The 18,051-nt window shown below is 65.1% G+C and carries 17 protein-coding genes; 7 read left to right on the top strand and 10 right to left on the bottom strand.

All coding sequences use genetic code 11. The features are described 5' to 3' along the window. Positions 1-3: 3 nt before the first annotated feature. The gene (locus C8C93_RS24630) at positions 4-780 is read right to left on the bottom strand and encodes an alpha/beta fold hydrolase (protein WP_233559563.1); all 777 of its coding nucleotides are present in this window, start codon (positions 778-780) and stop codon (positions 4-6) included. A 13-nt stretch (positions 781-793) separates the two neighbouring features. Further along, positions 794-1,804, bottom strand: coding sequence for a M14 family zinc carboxypeptidase (locus tag C8C93_RS24625; RefSeq protein WP_121421154.1), 1,011 nt, complete (start codon positions 1,802-1,804; stop codon positions 794-796). A 181-nt stretch (positions 1,805-1,985) separates the two neighbouring features. On the opposite strand from C8C93_RS24625, the gene C8C93_RS25585 reads away from it, so the two are divergent. From C8C93_RS25585 to C8C93_RS24620, 3 genes are all read left to right on the top strand, one after another. After that, positions 1,986-2,120 carry a hypothetical protein gene (locus tag C8C93_RS25585; RefSeq protein WP_255424299.1) on the top strand — a complete coding sequence of 45 codons (135 nt, stop codon included), beginning with the start codon at positions 1,986-1,988 and terminating at the stop codon, positions 2,118-2,120. Next, positions 2,089-2,253 (top strand): hypothetical protein, encoded by a 165-nt coding sequence (locus C8C93_RS25290; protein WP_199727071.1) that lies wholly within the window; start codon positions 2,089-2,091, stop codon positions 2,251-2,253. The genes C8C93_RS25585 and C8C93_RS25290 overlap by 32 nt, the downstream gene beginning before the upstream one ends. Positions 2,254-2,506: 253 nt before the next feature. After that, positions 2,507-2,980, top strand: a complete 474-nt coding sequence (locus tag C8C93_RS24620) for an HU family DNA-binding protein (RefSeq protein ID WP_121508565.1) — start codon at positions 2,507-2,509, stop codon at positions 2,978-2,980. 140 nt (positions 2,981-3,120) lie between these two features. Here the strand turns inward: C8C93_RS24620 and C8C93_RS24615 are convergent, their stop codons facing one another. From C8C93_RS24615 to C8C93_RS24600, 4 genes are all read right to left on the bottom strand, one after another. After that, positions 3,121-4,920 carry a feruloyl-CoA synthase gene (locus tag C8C93_RS24615; RefSeq protein WP_121508975.1) on the bottom strand — a complete coding sequence of 600 codons (1,800 nt, stop codon included), beginning with the start codon at positions 4,918-4,920 and terminating at the stop codon, positions 3,121-3,123. 271 nt (positions 4,921-5,191) lie between these two features. Then, a complete protein-coding gene (locus C8C93_RS24610; protein ID WP_121508564.1) occupies positions 5,192-6,133 on the bottom strand; it encodes a 3-hydroxyacyl-CoA dehydrogenase NAD-binding domain-containing protein in 942 nt (313 codons plus the stop codon). A gap of 11 nt (positions 6,134-6,144) precedes the next feature. After that, on the bottom strand, positions 6,145-7,137 hold the full coding sequence (locus tag C8C93_RS24605) for a Bug family tripartite tricarboxylate transporter substrate binding protein (RefSeq protein ID WP_121508974.1): 993 nt from the start codon (positions 7,135-7,137) through the stop codon (positions 6,145-6,147). 40 nt (positions 7,138-7,177) lie between these two features. After that, entirely contained in the window at positions 7,178-8,098 is a 921-nt protein-coding gene (locus C8C93_RS24600) for a 3-keto-5-aminohexanoate cleavage protein (RefSeq protein ID WP_121508563.1), read from the bottom strand. Between the two features lie 131 nt (positions 8,099-8,229). Here C8C93_RS24600 and C8C93_RS24595 point away from each other — a divergent pair, with 131 nt between their 5' ends. Next, positions 8,230-8,922, top strand: coding sequence for a Crp/Fnr family transcriptional regulator (locus tag C8C93_RS24595; protein ID WP_121508562.1), 693 nt, complete (start codon positions 8,230-8,232; stop codon positions 8,920-8,922). Positions 8,923-8,969: 47 nt separating this feature from the next. Here the strand turns inward: C8C93_RS24595 and C8C93_RS24590 are convergent, their stop codons facing one another. From C8C93_RS24590 to C8C93_RS24575, 4 genes are read right to left on the bottom strand one after another with little or no spacing between them, the layout of a single operon-like run. After that, positions 8,970-9,797: an alpha/beta fold hydrolase gene (locus C8C93_RS24590; RefSeq protein WP_121508561.1), complete on the bottom strand. Its 828-nt coding sequence runs from the start codon at positions 9,795-9,797 to the stop codon at positions 8,970-8,972. After that, positions 9,794-11,344: a benzoate-CoA ligase family protein gene (locus C8C93_RS24585; RefSeq protein ID WP_121508560.1), complete on the bottom strand. Its 1,551-nt coding sequence runs from the start codon at positions 11,342-11,344 to the stop codon at positions 9,794-9,796. The genes C8C93_RS24590 and C8C93_RS24585 overlap by 4 nt, the downstream gene beginning before the upstream one ends. A gap of 48 nt (positions 11,345-11,392) precedes the next feature. Then, positions 11,393-12,943: a 3,4-dehydroadipyl-CoA semialdehyde dehydrogenase gene (locus C8C93_RS24580; protein ID WP_121508559.1), complete on the bottom strand. Its 1,551-nt coding sequence runs from the start codon at positions 12,941-12,943 to the stop codon at positions 11,393-11,395. Positions 12,944-13,002: 59 nt separating this feature from the next. Continuing rightward, positions 13,003-13,470, bottom strand: a complete 468-nt coding sequence (locus C8C93_RS24575) for a DUF4863 family protein (RefSeq protein WP_121508558.1) — start codon at positions 13,468-13,470, stop codon at positions 13,003-13,005. A 261-nt stretch (positions 13,471-13,731) separates the two neighbouring features. Here C8C93_RS24575 and C8C93_RS24570 point away from each other — a divergent pair, with 261 nt between their 5' ends. The 3 genes from C8C93_RS24570 to boxB all read left to right on the top strand — a co-directional run bounded on the left by C8C93_RS24570 (position 13,732) and on the right by boxB (position 17,990). Beyond that, positions 13,732-14,673 carry a helix-turn-helix transcriptional regulator gene (locus C8C93_RS24570; protein WP_121508973.1) on the top strand — a complete coding sequence of 314 codons (942 nt, stop codon included), beginning with the start codon at positions 13,732-13,734 and terminating at the stop codon, positions 14,671-14,673. Positions 14,674-14,852: 179 nt separating this feature from the next. Next, positions 14,853-16,517, top strand: coding sequence for a 2,3-epoxybenzoyl-CoA dihydrolase (gene boxC, locus C8C93_RS24565; protein WP_121508557.1), 1,665 nt, complete (start codon positions 14,853-14,855; stop codon positions 16,515-16,517). A 45-nt stretch (positions 16,518-16,562) separates the two neighbouring features. After that, positions 16,563-17,990, top strand: coding sequence for a benzoyl-CoA 2,3-epoxidase subunit BoxB (gene boxB, locus C8C93_RS24560; RefSeq protein ID WP_121508556.1), 1,428 nt, complete (start codon positions 16,563-16,565; stop codon positions 17,988-17,990). Positions 17,991-18,051: the final 61 nt, after the last annotated feature.

The following is an 18,051-nucleotide window of genomic DNA, read 5'->3' as shown; positions in this document are numbered from 1 at the left end:
ACCTCACGGCGAGCCCTCTATCCAGGACCGCACCTGCCCAATAACCCACTGCGCGTCATCCAGCGGCAGGTCATGTCCAGCCGACGGATGCATGCGCAGCGGCACCCCCCACGCCCGTGCGATGGTCTGCGAACACTGGCAAGACACCAGCCTGTCGTTCTGGCTGGCCAACAGCAGGATGCGGGGGCTGTCTGAGACCGGAACCAGGGGCGCTGCAACAGGCGCCATGTAGCGCGCTGCAGCCACCAACTGGCGCAGGGCGTTGGATGCCGACACCGGCCGCTGCCTGCGCAGGGCCACCCAATCCTCGACCACCGCGCCCCTGGCATGGTCAAGGTTGCTGGTCATTCGCAGCACGGTCTTTTCAATGGTGAGCGGGCTGCTCCAGGGCGCGACGCAGCGCAGCACCTGCAGATATCTGGCTGGCCGAAGCCGTTGGGAGAAGGGGCTGAAGGGCCGCAGACTGGTGTTGATCAACACACAGCCCACCAGCTCCTCAGGCGCCACCCGCGCCCACTCGGTCGCCACCATGGCGCCCAGCGACATGGCCAGCACCCGAAAAGGTGGCCGCACACCTTGCGCGGCCAGCTGGGCACGGCAGGCGTCCACCATGCCCCGCACCGTGGCGGGCGACACGGCCCGGTGCAGCAGGCCATTGCCAGGCAAGTCTTGCACCACAACGCGGGCACCCGGCAGGGCGTGCTCGAACGCTTCGACAAACGAGCCCCAGTGCGCGGCCTCGCGCGTGAGGCCTCTGAGCAGAATCCATGGATGGTGCATGGGGAACACCTCTTCAGTACCACGCGGCCAAGGCATCCGCCCTGCGCTGCGCCCGCGCTTCGGGAGCTGGCACCCAGCGCTCGTGGCTACAGGCCGCGCGGGCCAGAAAATCGAGCAGTGACAGATGGCGCCGCAGCACCCGCTGCTGGCGGTGGTTGATGAGTGGGTTGAAGATGCCGTTGCGCGAAAACAGCTGGCGCGGGTTCTTCTTAATCCACAGCCACGACCCCATCTCCAGCGTGAGCGGCAGGAAGGTGTGTGTGGGCGCCTCGCGGCAGGCCTGCAGGTACAGGTGGTCCCACAGGTCGCCGTGCGCCAGGTACTGGGCGCTTTGCGGCTCGATGACGTACTGGTGGTGGCTGTGGGCCTGCAGAAAGATCTCCTGCAGCGCATGCAACTCGGCCAGGTGCGCAATGGGCTTGCGCGTGTGGGCAAACGGAAACCACAGGCGGTCACGCACGCCAAACCCCGAATGGCAGTCGATGGCCATGCTGAAGGGCCGCGCCAGCAACTCCTGGGCCACCACCTCGCACAGCGCCTGGCTTTCGGCCTCCATGGCATCGCCCGCGCGCCCCCGGTACCAAGGCAGCCCCGCGCTGATGCGTTGCCCGCCGATCCAGGGCGGCACGCGGTCCGTGGCATCGACCGGTGCATTGCGCATGAGGTCCACCCCGCGCGGATTGGCGCGTGTGGCGGCCCACATGCCACCCGGGTTGACCACCGGCATGAAAACCAGGCGCATCTGCTCCAGCTGGCGGTGCAGCGTGGTGTCCCACTGCAGCCGCATGACCACGTTCTGCAAGTAGGCGATGACCACCTCGGCGCCGATGCGCTCCAGCCCATGCACGCCTCCGAAAAAGCCGATGGCAGGCACGTCCAGCGACGGGTTGCCCACGCCGATGGCATGGATCGGAAAGCTGTGGCCCGACGCCAGCTGCACCTGCCGAACCACCTGCACCTGCAGATGGGGTGCCCCCAGCTCGATGATTTTTTCGAGCGCCAGCAACTCGGGCAGCGTGTTCATGGTGGATGGCGATGGAGGCGTGGGACCGTGCAGCAAGGCGATAGGCAGCAAGCATAGCCCCGGCCCGCACGCGCCAACAGCGCCATGACGCATCTGTGTGAATTCGGCGAAACGACTCGGAACTGTCACACAAGCGCGTTAACTTGCCCGCAGACACAACCCTTCGAAGAGGCACACGATCATGCTCTGGAGATTGCTCGGACTGCAGCGGCTGCTGGATGAACTCTTCGATGCCCCGGGCTGGCCCAGCTTCGATTTGCCCAGCCCCGACGGATGGACCCACTATGAAGACGCCGCAGCTGCAGCGCAGGACTGAGGTGCACCGCATCGTCCTGCTGTGCGGCACCCTCGGGTGTGCGCTGGCCTGGGGTCTGGTGGAGTTGCTGGCGCTGCAGCGCCAGCGCTACCACCAGTGGCGCCAACGCCACGAGACCCCTGCGCACCGCTGACGCAGCAGCTAGACCGGACACATGCGTGCATGCATGCATGTATGCGAGCGCACGCAGCACACACGGCCTTCAGCAGACGCCAACTGCGCACGACCCCTCACTCGCAGCGTCTTTCTACAGCCCTTCTCAGAAGCCTCTAATGCTGGCGGGTCTTCGTTTTTGCACGGTATGCCGCAGTCGCACCTAAAATTGCGCACCTTCCCTTCATTGGGGGGAGGCATATTGCAACTCTGAACAAAGAAGAATCACCATCATGGCAACTGCAAAAAAGACTCCAGCGCCCGCGAAGAAGGCCGTCAAGGCGGCAGCACCTGCTGCTGCAAAGAAGGCGGCACCTGCCGCCAAGAAGGCTGCAGCCCCCGCAGCAAAGAAGGCCGCCGCACCAGTGGCTAAGCCTGTGGCTGCAGGCATCAAGCCGATCAAGACCGCCTTCAACAAGACCACGCTGATCGCCCACCTGGCCGATCAGGCTGGTGTGGAACCCAAGGCCACCAAGGCCGTGCTGGCCGCACTCGAAGCCACCATCCTGGGTTCGGTGCACAAGAAGGGCTCTGGCGAATTCACGCTGCCCGGCCTCATGAAAATCGGCCTGCAGCAAATCCCCGCCAAGAAGAAGCGCTTCGGCAAAGACCCCTTCACCGGTGAAGAGCGCTGGTTCCCCGCCAAGCCTGCAGCCGTGAAGATCAAGACCCGCGCGCTGAAGAAGCTCAAGGACGCCACGGTCTGATCTCAGCCGTTGCGAAGGGCGTGACGGGGTGATGCCCCATCATTCCTTCTCCGCAAGAAAAGGACCCGTTGCCCAAGGCAGCGGGTCCTTTTTTACGGGTGGATTCGAAAAACCGCAGAAGGCGCTGCCACGGCACCCCGTCAGATTGAGATCACGTTGGGGGCAGCAGGCCTGGCATGCAGCAGCTCGACCTGTGCAGCACGGCGCGAGAGCACAGCGCCCTGGTTGATGTAGCCCTTGTCGGTGATTTCTCCAGCATCGGGGTCGGGCGGCGTCGCCATCACCAGTGCACGCGCAGGGCACTGCGATGAACCCGCGCCAGCAGTGCGGCGGGCCTGCATGACACCACGCAGGGCGTCGTCCAGCCGCGCGCGGTCCGCTGCACCGGCGGCAGAGGGAAACACCAGCATGCCCACTTCGTCCCGGTTGTGGCCCGTAAGCACGATGTCCTGCACCAGGGGTGCCAACTCGGACACCAGTTCCACCCGCAGCGTGCCCACCGACACCCAGCTCCCACTGGAGAGCTTGAAATCCTCAGCCACCCGGCCGTTGAAGACCACGCCACCCTCCGGCCGCGCGGGGTCCACCAGGTATCCCGCGTCACCGATGCGGTAGAAGCCATCGCTGTCAAACGCGGCGGCCGTCTCGGAGGGTGCATTGCGGTAGCCCGGAAACACCGATACACCCTTGACCCGCATTTCGAGCTTGCTGCCGTTGGGCACCAGCTTGAGTTCAAGCCCGGGCAACGGCGCACCGATACAGCCAGCGCCCTCCATGCGCCAGTGGGCGCTGGTCACTGCGGGCGATGTCTCCGTGGAGCCCCAGGACGTGGTCAGCCACAGCGGCGACGCGGGCCGCACGCGTGCTGCCACGGCCTCCAGCCGCTGCCAGGTGGAAGGGGCCAGCGCTGCCGCGGCATAGAACGCCAGGCGCATGCGCGAGAGGATTTCAGCGGCCAGCGCGGCGTCTGCCTCCAGAAACGGCAACAGCATGTCGAAACCACGCGGAACATTGAAGAGCATCGTCGGCTTCACATCGCGCAGGTTGCGCACCGTCTTCTCGATAAGCCCTGGCACGGGCCGCCCTTCATCGATGTAGAGCGCGCCCCCATGGCACAGCACCATGTTGAGGTTGTGGTTGCCGCCAAAGGTGTGGCTCCACGGCAGCCAGTCCACCAGCACAGGCTTTTCGTGGGCCAGGAACCGCCAGGTCTGGGCCATCATCTGCTGGTTGGCGCATAGCATGCGGTGGGTGTTGATGACCACCTTGGGATGGCCCGTGGAGCCCGACGTCAACAGGTACTTGGCAGGGTCGTCGGGCTGGATGGCCTCAAACGCCTGCGACACGGCCGGGCTTTCCACGCCCGCGAGCAGTTGAGCAAAAGGCAAGGCGCCAGGCACGGCCTCGGCATGGCGACTGAAGACCTTGACGGCATCGGACGCGTACCCCGCCAGGGCGGGCGCGTAGACCGAGGCGTCCGATGCATAAACCAGCGAAGGCTCCAGCACCGCAAGCATGCTGTGCAGGCGGCCCGGGTCTCGGGATCGTGCATAGGCGCTCGACAAGGAACAGGGCGTGATGCCCACATGCATCGCCGCCAGCATGAGCACCGCGTGGTCTACCGCGTTGTCGGAAAGAATGGCGATGGGGCGGCCCGCCGGCAGCTTCAGGTCCAGCAATGACTGCGCAACGGCGCCCACAGCCTGGCGCAATTCGCCATAGGTCAGGGTGCGCCAGTGCTCGGCCGTCTCGTCACGCTCCGCCAAGGCCAGCGCGTGGGGTGTCTCGCGCGCCCACTGCTCCACCCATTCACCGATGCAGCGCGCATACGCGCCCAGCGCCACGGGGGAACGCAATACGAACGAGCCGTCGTCCTGATGGACCAACACCGTGGCGGGCGGTGCGATTTGGTTTTCATCGCCAAGAAATTCGGGGTGCATGGTGTGGGTGGTCTCTCGTGTTCTTGGGGCAGCGACAAAAATGGGCAAAACAGCGCTAACCAGCGGCGCGGCGGTGCGCAGCACCACTGCTGGAAGCGCTTGGTTGAACCCGTCGAACAAACCCATGCGGCAGGAACGCACGGTGCAATAGCGGATTCAGACCGGCGAACAAAACTCAGCGAAGCGGTTCTGGCCGGGCGCTGCGTCGCAGGCAGTACGGGTAGTACGGCAAGACGCGGCAACAACGCCAGCAGGGTTCTGTTGGCCGCTCTCAGTCCAGGACGCGGGCATCTTGCTTGGCACGCAGAAGGTCTACCAGCAAGGCGTCGCGTGCAGCCACCAGCTCCGCACTGGTTCTCCCTCCAAGCGCCTGCGTAACGCCGTCAGCGACACGGCTTTGCAGCGCTGGCGTCATCTGCGGAGCCCCCAGGTCCCGCCACCAGTCTTCGATGGGGCCGCCGAGGTGCGCGAGCAAATGGGCGATTCCACCTTCGCCGCCGGAGAGGTGCAAGTTCATGAAAGGCCCCATCAGCGCCCAGCGCAGCCCCGGGCCATGGGCAATGGCGGTGTCGATGTCGCTCACACTGGCAACCCCCTCGTGGACCAGATGAAACGCCTCCCGCCACAGCGCCGCCTGCAGGCGGTTGGCAATGTGCCCCTTGATTTCGCGCCGAACATGGATGGGGCGCTTACCGATGGCGGTGTAGAAATCCATCGCGGTAGTGATCGCCTGGGCCGATGTCTTTTCGCCTCCGCCCACCTCCACCAGCGGGATCATGTGCGGGGGGTTGAACGGATGGCCCAGCACCACGCGCTCCGGGTGTTTGCACTGGGCCTGCATGGCCGTAATAGACAGCCCTGAAGAGCTGGAAGCCAGGATGGCATGCGGCGGTGCGGCTTCGTCTATGCGGCGCAGCAGATCCACCTTGAAGTCCAGCCGCTCCGGCCCGTTTTCCTGCACGAAGTCCGCCTGCCCCACGGCGTCCTCCAGCCGAGCATGAAAGCGCAGCCGTGCCGTGCTGGCGCCCGGCGCAAGCCCTTGTCGTTGGAGCACCGGCCAATGCTGCGCCACGGCATCGCGCAGGCGCTGCTCGGCCCCCGGGGACGGATCGGTGGCATCCACGTCCAGCCCCCAGGCGAGAAAATACGCAGCCCAGCTTGCACCAATGACGCCAGTGGCAACCACCGCCACCCGGTTCACGGAAGCATCCATGTCCGTGCCCTTCAGGACTCGGCCGTGAAGCCGATCTTCTTGACCAGAGGCCCCCAGCGATCTGCCTCCGCCTGTTGCGACGCGGCCATCTCTGCGGCGGTGGAGCCCTTGGCAATCAGGCCCACCACAGCCAGGCTGTCGATCACCGACTTTTCCTTGATCGCCGTGTTGATGGCAGCGTTGGCGGCTGCAACCACGCTGGCCGGTGTCTTGGCGGGTGCGTAGAAGCCAAACCACTCCTCGGTCGTCAGCTCGGGGAAGCCCTGCTCCGCAAAGGTGGGCACCTCGGGCGAGAACGGCGAACGCGACTGGCCAGAGGTGGCGATCAACCGCAGCTTGCCCGCCTTGTGGTTGGGAATGAAGTCGCCGCTGGGCGTCACCATGGAGGCAATCTGCCCACCCACCACATCGGTCACACCGGGAATGGAGCCCCGGTAGGGCACATGCTTGAGGTCCACACCGTTGTTCAGCCCCAGCAGCGCACCGATGAAATGGGGGGTGGAGCCCGCCGCTGGCGAGCCGTAGTTGGCCTGCCCCGGGTTCGCCTTGGCCCAGGCCAGGAAGTCCTTCACGTTCTTCACCGAGGCTGGCACCAGCGGCCCCACGGCCAGCCCATGGTGCATAACGGCGGCGATGGACACCGGCACGAAGTCTTTCGTGGGGTCGTAACTGAGTTTGCTGTAGATGTGCGGATAGATGGACGTGCAGGAAAACGGCGACAGCGTGAGCACGCTGCCATCGGTGGGGGCGCCCTTGAGCGCCTCCAGCGCAATGCGCCCGCCGGCACCGGGCTTGTTCTCCACCACGGCGGCATTGCGGGTATAGGACGAACCCGCCAGCTTCTCACCCACCCTGCGCGCCACGCTGTCACCCGCGCTGCCCGCCGGGAAGCCGTAGAAAATCTTCACCTGCTCCAGCGTCTGGGCCATCGCGCTCCAGGGAGTCAGTGTCCCCAGCGCGGTTGCATAGCCCAGGTGATTCATGAATTGGCGGCGTGTCTGCATCATCTGTCTCCTCTTTCTTGGTGGGTGAAATCGCAACAACTCAATCGATCGCAAAGGCGGGGCGAACGCCGCCTGCGCGGGGCAGACCCATGAGGGCGCGGGCCTCTGCCGGCGAAGCGGGCTCCATGTCCAGCTCCCGAATGATGCGCACGATGCGCTCCGTCAGCTGCACATTGGTGGCCAGTTCGCCCTGGCGGAAATACAGGTTGTCCTCCAGCCCCACGCGGGCATGCCCACCCAGCAGCAGCGCCGCCACATTGGCTTCGAGCTGCGAGGGGCCGATGCCACTCACGCAAAAGATGCTGCTGCGCGGCAGGGTGTCCACCATCATCTGCAGGTAGCGCGGCGAATACGGCATGGCGTTCTGGAAGCTGCGGTGCACGTTCATCACGAGGTTGATGAAATGCGGGCCCTCGTCGTGCCCCTCATCGATCAAGGTGGTGGCATCCTGCAGGATGTGTGTGGGGCTGAACACCTCCCACTCGGGCTTGATGCCGCGTGCCTTCATGCCCAGTGCCAGTTCGCGCCCTTTGCTGAGCGGGGTGTCCATGAGGATCTCGCGGCCGTCAAAGCTCAGATTGAGCGTGGTGGCATCCAGGGTGCACATCTCGGCCCCCGCATCCATGCCCTTGATGCGCTCTTCCCAGGCGATCTCCCAGCGGTCACCGGACAGCGGCCGCACCATGTCGCCATGCACACCACCGCCGGTAGAGTTGTTGATGACGATGTCGCAGCCTTTGGCCCGGATGCGGGTGTTGATGTCGCGGTAGATATCTGCGTTGCAAGTGGCGCCGTCATCCGGGCGCCGCGCATGGATGGCCACCACGCTGGCCCCTGCGTTCCAGCACCGCTGCACATCGTCGGCAATTTCACCGGGCTGGGTGGGCAGGTGCGGGTTCTGCGACTTGTGGGCCATGCCACCGGTGGGAGCGATGGTGACGATGACTTTGCGCTTTGTCATGACATGGACTGGTGGAAAATGGTAATGCACCCATTATTTTTTTTTAGCGTCTGCATACTCAGTCATCGCGATGACATTTGGACTCAGGGTATACGAGGACGCCTTTCTCCTTCACTCTGGAGCCTCACACCATGCTGGTCAAACTGGCGCCGCCGACGGTCGCCGATCTCCTGAAAAACTCAGCCTGGTTTCCCTTGCTGGACGAGAGCGCACAGCGACGCGTCCTGGACGACCTGCGTGAAGTCGAAGTGGCCCAGGGCAGCGCCCTGTGCCGGCGCGGCGACGTACCCCTGCACTGGTACGGTGCCGTTGAAGGACTGCTCAAGTGGACGGTGACCTCGGACAACGGGCGCTCGGTGACCCTCGGCGGTCTTTCTGCAGGCAGCTGGTTTGGTGAAGGAACCCTGCTGCGTGGCGTGCCGCGCACGGCGGACATCATTGCGCTGCGCCCCAGCCGGGTTGCGCTTTTACCCGTGGACACCTTTGAATGGCTGCACGCCACCCAGCGCAGTTTTGACCACTTTCTGCTGCGCCAGATCAACGAGCGCATGCACTGGTTTCTGGGCAATTTCACGGCCCACCACCTGCTGGACACGGACAGCCAGGTGGCGCGGGCGCTGGCAGGTCTTTTCCATCCCTGGCTGCACCCTGGCAGCGACCCTCACCTGCAGGTATCGCAGGAGGAAATCGCCAATCTGTCCGGTGTCTCGCGCCAGCGCTGCAACGCTGCACTCAAGCGCCTGGAGGCCGGGGGTGTGCTGCAGATCGAGTACGGCGGTATCACCGTGGTGAACCTGGAAGAACTGCGCCGCAGAGTGGAGTAAGGGCCGGCGCGGCGTTCGATGGGCGCAGGTGCAGGCCTATCGGGTGTTCACTGATTTCGGCCTGCTGCCATCACGAACGCCAAGGTCGCAGCGATCACATCGTCGGAACGATCGCGGTGGGGTGAATGCGCGCAATCGGACAGTTCCAGCAGCTGCGTTCCGGGCACACGGGCGGCAATGCCGTGGATCTGGGCCAGCGTGCCGTACTCGTCATTGAGCCCCTGCACAGCCAGCACGGGCACACACACGGTGCCCAGCTCTTTTTCGATGTTCCACGCGCGAAATGTCGGGTCGAGCCAGATGCGGTTCCAGCCCCAGAAAGCGGAGTCCGGGTCGTCGTGGTAACGGCCCAGCTTGCGGGGCAGGTCGGTGGTCTCGTAGGCATCCCGCGCCTGCTCGATGTTCTGGATGGTCACATCCTCCACAAAGAGGTGGGGCGCCAACACCACCAGACCGCTGACCCGCTGCGGGAACATCGATGCATACAGCAAGGCAATGGATGCGCCATCACTGTGGCCAAAAAACCAAGGTGGCTCGTTAACGCCCACAGCCTCCAAAAAAGCAGGCAATACCTCCCGCGCCTGCCGGTGCATGAAGTCCACACCCCAGGCTTCGTCGGGCGCTCGTGGTGTGGAGCGCCCATACCCCGGCCGCGAGAACACCAGACCCCGAAAGCCTCCCGCCTCGCAAAGCTGCTGCGGGAAGTCCTTCCACATCGCCACCGAACCCAGCCCTTCGTGCAAGAACACCACCAAAGGTGCGGAACGGCGCTCGGGCGCGATCCACTGGTATTCCACCTGCACCGGCCGACCGCGCCAGTCGATCGTGACGAATTCGCAGGCACTGCTGGTACCGCCGCTGATGCCCCCGTTCACGCCCGGGACTCCAGCTCGCGCAGCCTGAAACGCTGGATCTTGCCCGTGGCGGTCTTGGGCAGCTCCGGTACGAACTCGATGAAACGCGGATACTTGTAGGGCGCGAGTTTCTCCTTCACGAAGGCTTTGAGCTCGTCCTGCGTCGCGGCCTTGCCATCCTTGAGCACCACAAACGCCTTCGTCTTGGTAAGGCCGTCTGCGTCCTGCTTGCCGATCACGGCGGCCTCCAGCACGGCGGTGTGCTGCATCAGCGTGGCCTCCACCTCGAACGGCGAGACGTAGATGCCGCTGACCTTGAGCATGTCGTCGCTGCGGCCTGCGTAGGTGTAATAGCCGTCCGCGTCGCGCACATACTTGTCGCCGCTTTTGGTCCACCCGCCCTGGAAGGTGTCGCGCGTCTTCTCGCGGTTGTTCCAGTACATCAAAGCAGCGCTGGGGCCTCGGATGTAGAGGTCGCCCACCTCGCCGTCGGGCACGCTCTGGCCGTCCTCGCCAAGTAGTTGCACCTCGTAGCCCGGCACGGGCTTGCCGGTGGTGCCATAACGGATGTCGCCCGGGCGGTTGGACAAAAAGATGTGCAGCATCTCGGTGGAGCCAATGCCATCGATGATGTCGCAGCCAAAGTGCGCCTTGAAGCGCTGCGCAATCTCTGCGGGCAGCGCCTCGCCTGCCGAGGAGCACATGCGCAACGCCACCGCCGCACGCGCTGGCAACCGGGGTGATGCGAGCATGCCCGCGAAGCCTGTAGGCGCGCCAAAAAACACCGTGGGCTGGTGGTCCACCCAGCGCTTGAAGGTGGCATCGGGCGTGGGCCGCTCGGCCATCAGCACCACAGTGGCGCCCACGGACAGCGGGAAGGTGAGCGCATTGCCCAGGCCGTAGGCGAAGTACAGCTTTGCGGCTGAGAAACAGACGTCCTGCTGGGTGAGGCCGAGCACCGGCTTGCCATACAACTCGGCCGTCCACCACAGGTTGCCGTGGGTGTGCACCGTGCCCTTGGGCTTGCCCGTAGAGCCCGACGAATAAAGCCAGAAGCCCGGGTCGTCCGCGCCGGTGGGCGCTGGTGCGGCCACCGGAGACGCACTGTTCAAGGCCGCCTCCAGATCGCGGGCGCCCGCATGCAGCTTGCCCACCGGCAGCGATACCAGCAGCGTGCCCACTTCATGAGGACCGCGCGCCATGGCCTCGGACAATACAGGCAGCAAGGCCCCCGATACCAGCGCCGCCTGCGCCCGGCTGTGCGCCAGCATGTAGGCATAGTCATCCGCGGTCAGCAGGGTGTTGACCGCCACCGGCACCACCCCTGCATACAGGCAGCCCAGAAAGCACACGGGCCAGTCGCTGGTGTCGTGCATCAGCAGCAGCACCCGCTCTTCGCGCCGCACCCCCGCCTCAGCCAGCACGCTGGCCAGCCGCCGGGCGCGGTCTTCCAGATCGCCATAGCTCAGGTGGCCCCGGTCGTCGATGTAGGCTGTGCGCTCGGCATGCGCCCGGTTCAGGTCGAACAGATGTTCGGCGAAATTGAATCGCTCTGGCAGGCTGGTCATGGGGATGTCTCCGTATTGTTCTGGGTAATTCACAGGCCTTGGCAGGCCTCATAGACCGAGCGATGCCAACACACCTGGGCTGGCTTGCACCGCACTGCGCTGGTGGTAAAAGTCGAGCGCACGCAAGCCGCCCAGCTCTGCACCACCACCAGCGCGCCCCGGCCCCCCGTGCTGCGACATGGGCATCACATTGCCGTGCCCTGTGTGAGCCTGCGCCACATCGGGTGTGACGACATGCACACGCCCGTGGCTCGCGGCCAGCTGCACGGCCGCAGCTGCCAAGGCTGCCTCGTCAGCACCAAACAGCGAGGTCACCAGCGATCCTTGGCCCCTGTGCGCCAGCGCCAGGGCATGGTCCAGGTCACGGTAGGGCAGTAGCGTGGCGACAGGGCCGAATACTTCCATGTCATGCACCGCAGATGCTGCATCGGCATCGCGTGCACCCAGCAGCACCGGCCCCATGCAGGCCGCTACGGCAGGGTCGGCATCCACCAGCGGGCGTGCGCGGCCATCGTGCAGCAGGTCGGTGTGGGCGCTCAAAGCGGCCAGACCTTCGCGCACCGCGTGCAATTGCGCGGCGCTGACCAGGGAACCCATGCGCACGCTCTCGTTGCGCGGGTTGCCCACGCTGATGCCTGCGAGCTTGGCACCGATGGCCTCGGCCGCAGCGTCGTATACCGCGGCGGGCACCAAAATGCGGCGGATCGCCGTGCACTTCTGCCCGGACTTGACCGTCATCTCGCGCACCACTTCACGCACCAGCAGGTTGAAGGCATCGCTGCCCACGGTGGCGTCGGTCAGCAGGAGGGCGGAGTTCAGGCTGTCGGCCTCGATATTGGCCCGCACCGAGCGGTGCGCCACGGCCGGGTGCGACCGGATGACGCCCGCAGTTTCCGCCGAGCCCGTGAAGGAGACCACATCGAAAGGCTGCAGCTGGTCCATCAAACCCGCAGAGCTGCCCGCGATGACCGACAGCGCCCCCGCGGGCAGTACGCCCGCATCGATCACATCCTTCACCATGCGCTGCGTGAGCCAGGCCGTGGCAGTGGCGGGCTTGACGATCACCGGGACGCCAGACAGCAACGCAGGCGCCGCCTTCTCCCACAGCCCCCAGGCCGGAAAGTTGAAGGCATTGATGAACAGCGCCACACCCCGCGTGGGCACCTGCAGGTGCTGCGACAAAAAGACCGGCTCCTTGCCCAGCTTGACCGCGTCGCCATCGCGCAGCACCCGCACATCACCCAGCGCATCGCCCCACCGCGCGTACTGGCCAAGGGTGAAGATGCCGCCGTCGATGTCCACCGCCGAATCGTTCTTCAACGTGCCAGAGTTGGCGGTTGCAATGTCGTAGTAACTCTCACGGTGTGCCTGCAGTACCTTCACCACCGCCGCCAGTAGCGCGGCCCGCTCACGGTAGGTCATGGCGCGCAAGGCGGCGCCGCCGCGATCCCGTGCAAAGGCAAAGGCTTCCGGCAAATCCAACCCCGTGCAATCGACGCGCACCAGCGCGTCGCCCAACACCGGGTCGCTGAGCACGGTGCCCGGGCCGTTTCCGGTTTGCCAGCGTCCAGCGGCAAAGTTGGCCAGAAGTTCAGTCATGCAGGTCTTTCAATAAAAGGGATCGGGATGGCGAGAAGCGCGAGAAAGAAGGGACCGCTTTAACGTGTGAACTGGATCTGCCCTTCCGGCAGCAGATAGAGCACCAGCGCACGCCCTTGAGCCACCGTGGGGCGGTGGGCGCTGGCCGGTGGATAGACGCACCACCCAGCGGGGTGCCCGTCGAAGGTGGCACCGGCCGTGAGCGGCATGATCAAATCGATTTCCCCCAGAGGGTGGCTGTGGTGAGGGCCCGCAATGTCCTGCATGTCCACCACATCGACGGAAAAGCGGTGCAATGCATCGTCAGCCTTGAAGACGCGGCCGTAGCGGATGCCGCCACCTTCGCGATCGCACAGCCACCCCTCTTTCACGCCCACCAGGCAGGCCGCTTTGAGCCCTGCATAGGCAGCGCTGTCAGGCCCGTGGGTCTGGTTGAGCCAGTCCTGCAGTTCGGAATCCAGAGGTCGCCCGGCGATCTGCGCGGTCAGATCCACCAGGGCTTGATGAAATGCGGCTTTGTGGGGCATGGCTTCTCGGGGGCTAGGAAAATGGGGGCCCGCACACCTTTTTGATCTGTATCCTTGTGGATTTTTCAGATGTGCAGTATTTTGCTTGCACATGAACGATAGGTAATGCATGGCTGAATGTCAAGCACTATAGTGCATAAATTGTTTTCACCGACGGGGTGGAAATGCGCCGTGGTGAGGCGCCCCAGAGTGCGCTCGACCTGCCACTACCCACCAATACCCGCCAATGGGCTGTAAGAACCTGTTCCAAGAAAGATGGGCATGACCGAACAAGAAGACGCAGAAACCGCGCTCTCCACGCCTGCCGACAACATGCCGGGGGCTGCGGAAGAGGCCAAGAACCCCCTGCTGGTCGCGCTGGGCGAGCGCGCGCGCAACCTGCGCGCACAGCGCGGCCTCACGCGCAAGGCCGTGGCGGTGGCGGCCGATGTGTCCGAGCGGCACCTGGCCAACCTCGAATACGGCACCGGCAACGCGTCCATCCTGGTGCTTCAGCAAGTGGCAGGCGCCCTGCACTGCTCGCTGGCCGAGCTGGTGGGCGACTTCACCACACGCTCGCCGGAATGGTTGCTGATCCGGGAGCTGCTGGAGCACCGCAGCGAGCCCGAGCTGCGCCGTGCGCGGCTGGCGCTGCACGAACTGTTGAGCGGCGGTGGCAGCGACACGGCACGCCATAGGCGCATCGCACTCATTGGCTTGCGGGGCGCGGGCAAATCCACCCTGGGCCCCCTGCTGGCGCGCGACCTGGACGTGCCCTTTATTGAGCTGAGCCGCGAGATCGAAACCCTGGCGGGCTGCAGCGTGCGGGAGATCCACGACCTGTACGGCACCACGGCCTACCGCCGCTACGAACGCCGCGCCCTCGAAGAAACCGTGCAGATCCACAGCGAAGTGGTTATCGCCACGCCCGGTGGCATCGTCTCGGACCCCGCCACCTTCAACGAGCTGCTCGCGCACTGCACCACCGTGTGGCTGCGCGCCGCGCCCGAGGAACACATGGGCCGCGTGCTGGCCCAGGGCGATATGCGCCCCATGGCCGCCAGCAAGGAGGCCATGGACGACCTGCGCCGCATCCTGGAAGGGCGCGCGGCCTTCTATTCCAAAGCCGACCTCACCATCGACACCTCCGGGAGCAGCCTGGAAGAAAGCCTGCAGCAACTGCGCACCGGAGTGCGCAAGCTGATGACCGCCCGGCCAGCCTGACCTCCTCCCCACCACCAGCCCACAGCCTCGAAGCTCTCCGGGGCTGCCGCCGCGTGGTTTCAGAAAAATCCGCAGAAAACAGCGACATGCATTGACTTGCCTATTGATATGCACGATGATGCACATCAACGATGCATTTAATGCACTATTATTCCTGTTAGCAGATGGATGGAGACCCCATGACCACACCCGCCCCCACCCGCGTGGACTACCGCACCGATCCCACCCAATATCGCCACTGGACGCTGGCCGTAGACGGCCCGGTGGCGCGCCTGTCGCTCGACATCGCCGAAGACGGTGGCATCCGCCCCGGCTACAAGCTCAAGCTCAACAGCTATGACCTGGGTGTGGACATCGAGCTACACGACGCACTCAACCGCATCCGCTTCGAACACCCCACGGTGCGCACCGTCATCGTCACCAGCGCCAAAGACCGCATCTTTTGCTCGGGCGCCAACATCTTCATGCTGGGTGTCTCCAGCCACGCCTGGAAGGTGAACTTCTGCAAGTTCACGAATGAGACGCGCAACGGCATCGAGGATTCGTCCAAACACTCGGGCCTGAAGTTCGTCGCCGCCGTGAATGGCGCATGCGCGGGCGGAGGCTACGAGCTGGCCCTGGCCTGCGACGAGATCGTGCTGGTGGACGACCGCTCGTCGGCCGTGTCTTTGCCTGAAGTGCCGCTGCTGGGCGTGCTGCCCGGCACTGGCGGCCTGACCCGCGTGACCGACAAGCGCCATGTGCGCCACGACCTGGCCGACATCTTCTGCACCAGCGTGGAAGGTGTGCGCGGCCAGCGCGCGGTGGACTGGCGCCTGGTGGACCGCATCGCCAAGCCCGCGCAATTTGCCGCCACCGTCGATGAGACCGCCGCACGCCTGGCCGACGGCAGCCCCCGCCCTGCAAACGCACGGGGCGTGTCCCTGACCCGCGTGGAGCGCGAAGAAAGTGCCGACAGCCTGCGCTACGCACACGTCAGCGTGGACATCGACCGCACCCGCCGCACCGCCACGCTCACGCTGAAGGTCCCCACCGGCGCGCAACCCACGGACATCGCTGGCATCGAAGCCGCAGGCGCCGCCTGGTGGCCGCTGGCCCTGGCGCGTCAGCTGGACGATGCCATCCTGAACCTGCGTACCAACGAGCTCGATATCGGCACCTGGCTGCTCAAGACCGAAGGTGATGCCCAGGCCGTGCTGGCCAGCGATGCCACGCTGATCGCGCACCAGGACCACTGGCTCGTGCGCGAAACCATTGGCGCACTGCGCCGCACCTTTGCGCGGCTGGATGTGTCGTCGCGCAGCCTGTTTGCGCTGGTCGAATCCGGCTCGGCCTTTGCAGGCTCCTTGGCAGAACTGGCGTTTGCGGCCGACCGCACCTACATGCTCGCCCTGCCCGACGATGCCGAGCGCGCGCCCAAGATCACGCTCAACGAATTCAACTTCGGCCTGCTGCCGATGGTGAACGACCAGAGCCGCCTGCAACGCCGCTTTTACGAAGAAGCCACGCCCATGGAGGCAGCCCGCTCGGCCGCCGGCAAGCCACTGGACGCCGATGCCGCGCTTGCACTCGGACTGGTCACCGCCGCCCCGGATGACATCGACTGGGACGACGAGATCCGCATCGCCATCGAAGAACGCGCGGCCATGTCGCCCGACTCGCTCACCGGGCTGGAGGCCAATCTGCGCTTTGCCAGCAAGGAGAACATGAACACCCGCATCTTCGGCCGCCTGACCGCCTGGCAGAACTGGATCTTCAACCGCCCGAACGCCGTGGGTGACAAAGGCGCGCTCAAGGTCTATGGCACGGGCCAGAAAGCCGGTTTCGACTTGAATCGCGTCTAGCCCCAACCCCGACCGTTCGGTTTTCCATCCAACGAGGAGACATCCATGAGCACCATCAACTACAGCGAGAAGATCCCCAACAACGTCAACCTCGGCGAAGACCGCACGTTGCAGCGCGCGCTCGAAGGCTGGCAGCCCAACTTCATCAACTGGTGGGACGACGTGGGCCCCGAGGGCTCCACCAACCACGAGGTGTACCTGCGCACCGCCGTGAGCGTGGACCCCAACGGCTGGGCGCAGTTCGGCCACGTGAAGATGCGCGACTACCGCTGGGGCATCTTTTTAAACCCCGGTGACACCAACCGCGAAATCCACTTTGGCGACCACAAGGGTGAAAAGGCCTGGCAAGACGTGCCCGGCGAGCACCGCGCCAACCTGCGCCGCATCATCGTGACGCAGGGCGACACCGAGCCCGCCTCGGTCGAGCAGCAGCGCCACCTGGGCCTGACGGCGCCCAGCATGTACGACCTGCGCAACCTGTTCCAGATCAATGTGGAAGAAGGCCGCCACCTGTGGGCCATGGTCTACCTGCTGCACAAGCACTTTGGCCGCGATGGCCGCGAAGAGGCCGAGGCACTGCTGCAGCGCACCTCGGGCGACGTGGACAACCCACGCATCCTGGGCGCGTTCAACGAGAAGACGCCCGACTGGCTGGCGTTCTTCATGTTCACCTACTTCACCGACCGTGACGGCAAGTTCCAGCTGGCAGCGCTGGCCGAGAGTGCCTTCGACCCGCTGGCGCGCACCACCAAGTTCATGCTGACCGAAGAGGCGCACCACATGTTTGTGGGCGAAAGCGGCATCTCGCGCGTGCTCAGCCGCACCGCGCAGGTGATGAACGACCTCAAGACCGACGACCCCGCCCGGGTGCGCGCGGCCGGCGCCATCGACCTGCCTACCATCCAGCGTTACCTGAACTTCCACTACAGCGTAACCATCGACCTGTTCGGTGCCGACCAGTCCAGCAACGCCGCCACGTTCTATAGCTCCGGCCTCAAGGGCCGCTACGAAGAGGGCAAGCGGAGTGACGACCACATCCTCAAGGGCCAGACCTACAAGGTGCTGGAAGTTGTCAACGGCCAGTTGCAGGAGAAGGAAGTGCCCATGCTCAACGCCTTGAACGAGGTGCTGCGCGACGACTTCATCAAGGACTCGATGGCGGGCGTAGGCCGCTGGAACAAGGTGCTGGAAAAGGCCGGCATCCCCACGCGCCTGGCCGTGCCACACAAGGCCTTCAACCGCCAGATCGGGGCGCTGGCGGGCATCAAGATGTCACCCGACGGCCGCGTGGTGAGCGAAGCCGAATGGACAGCCCGCAAGGCCGAGTGGCTGCCCACGCCCGAGGACTTTGCCTTCGTTGCCTCTCTGATGGGGCGCGTGGTGGAGCCCGGCAAGTTTGCGGGCTGGATCGCGCCGCCGGTCATGGGCATCAACCGCCAGCCCGTCGATTTCGAATACGTGCGGTTTGGTTGATCCCCCTGAGCCGCTGCGCGTTTTCCCCCTGAAGGGGACGCCTCCAGCGGCCCGGCAAAGC

Origin of the sequence: Acidovorax sp. 93 (assembly GCF_003633835.1) — a bacterium.
Lineage (GTDB): Bacteria > Pseudomonadota > Gammaproteobacteria > Burkholderiales > Burkholderiaceae_C > Acidovorax > Acidovorax facilis.
This window is presented reverse-complemented; position numbering and strand designations above follow the sequence as displayed.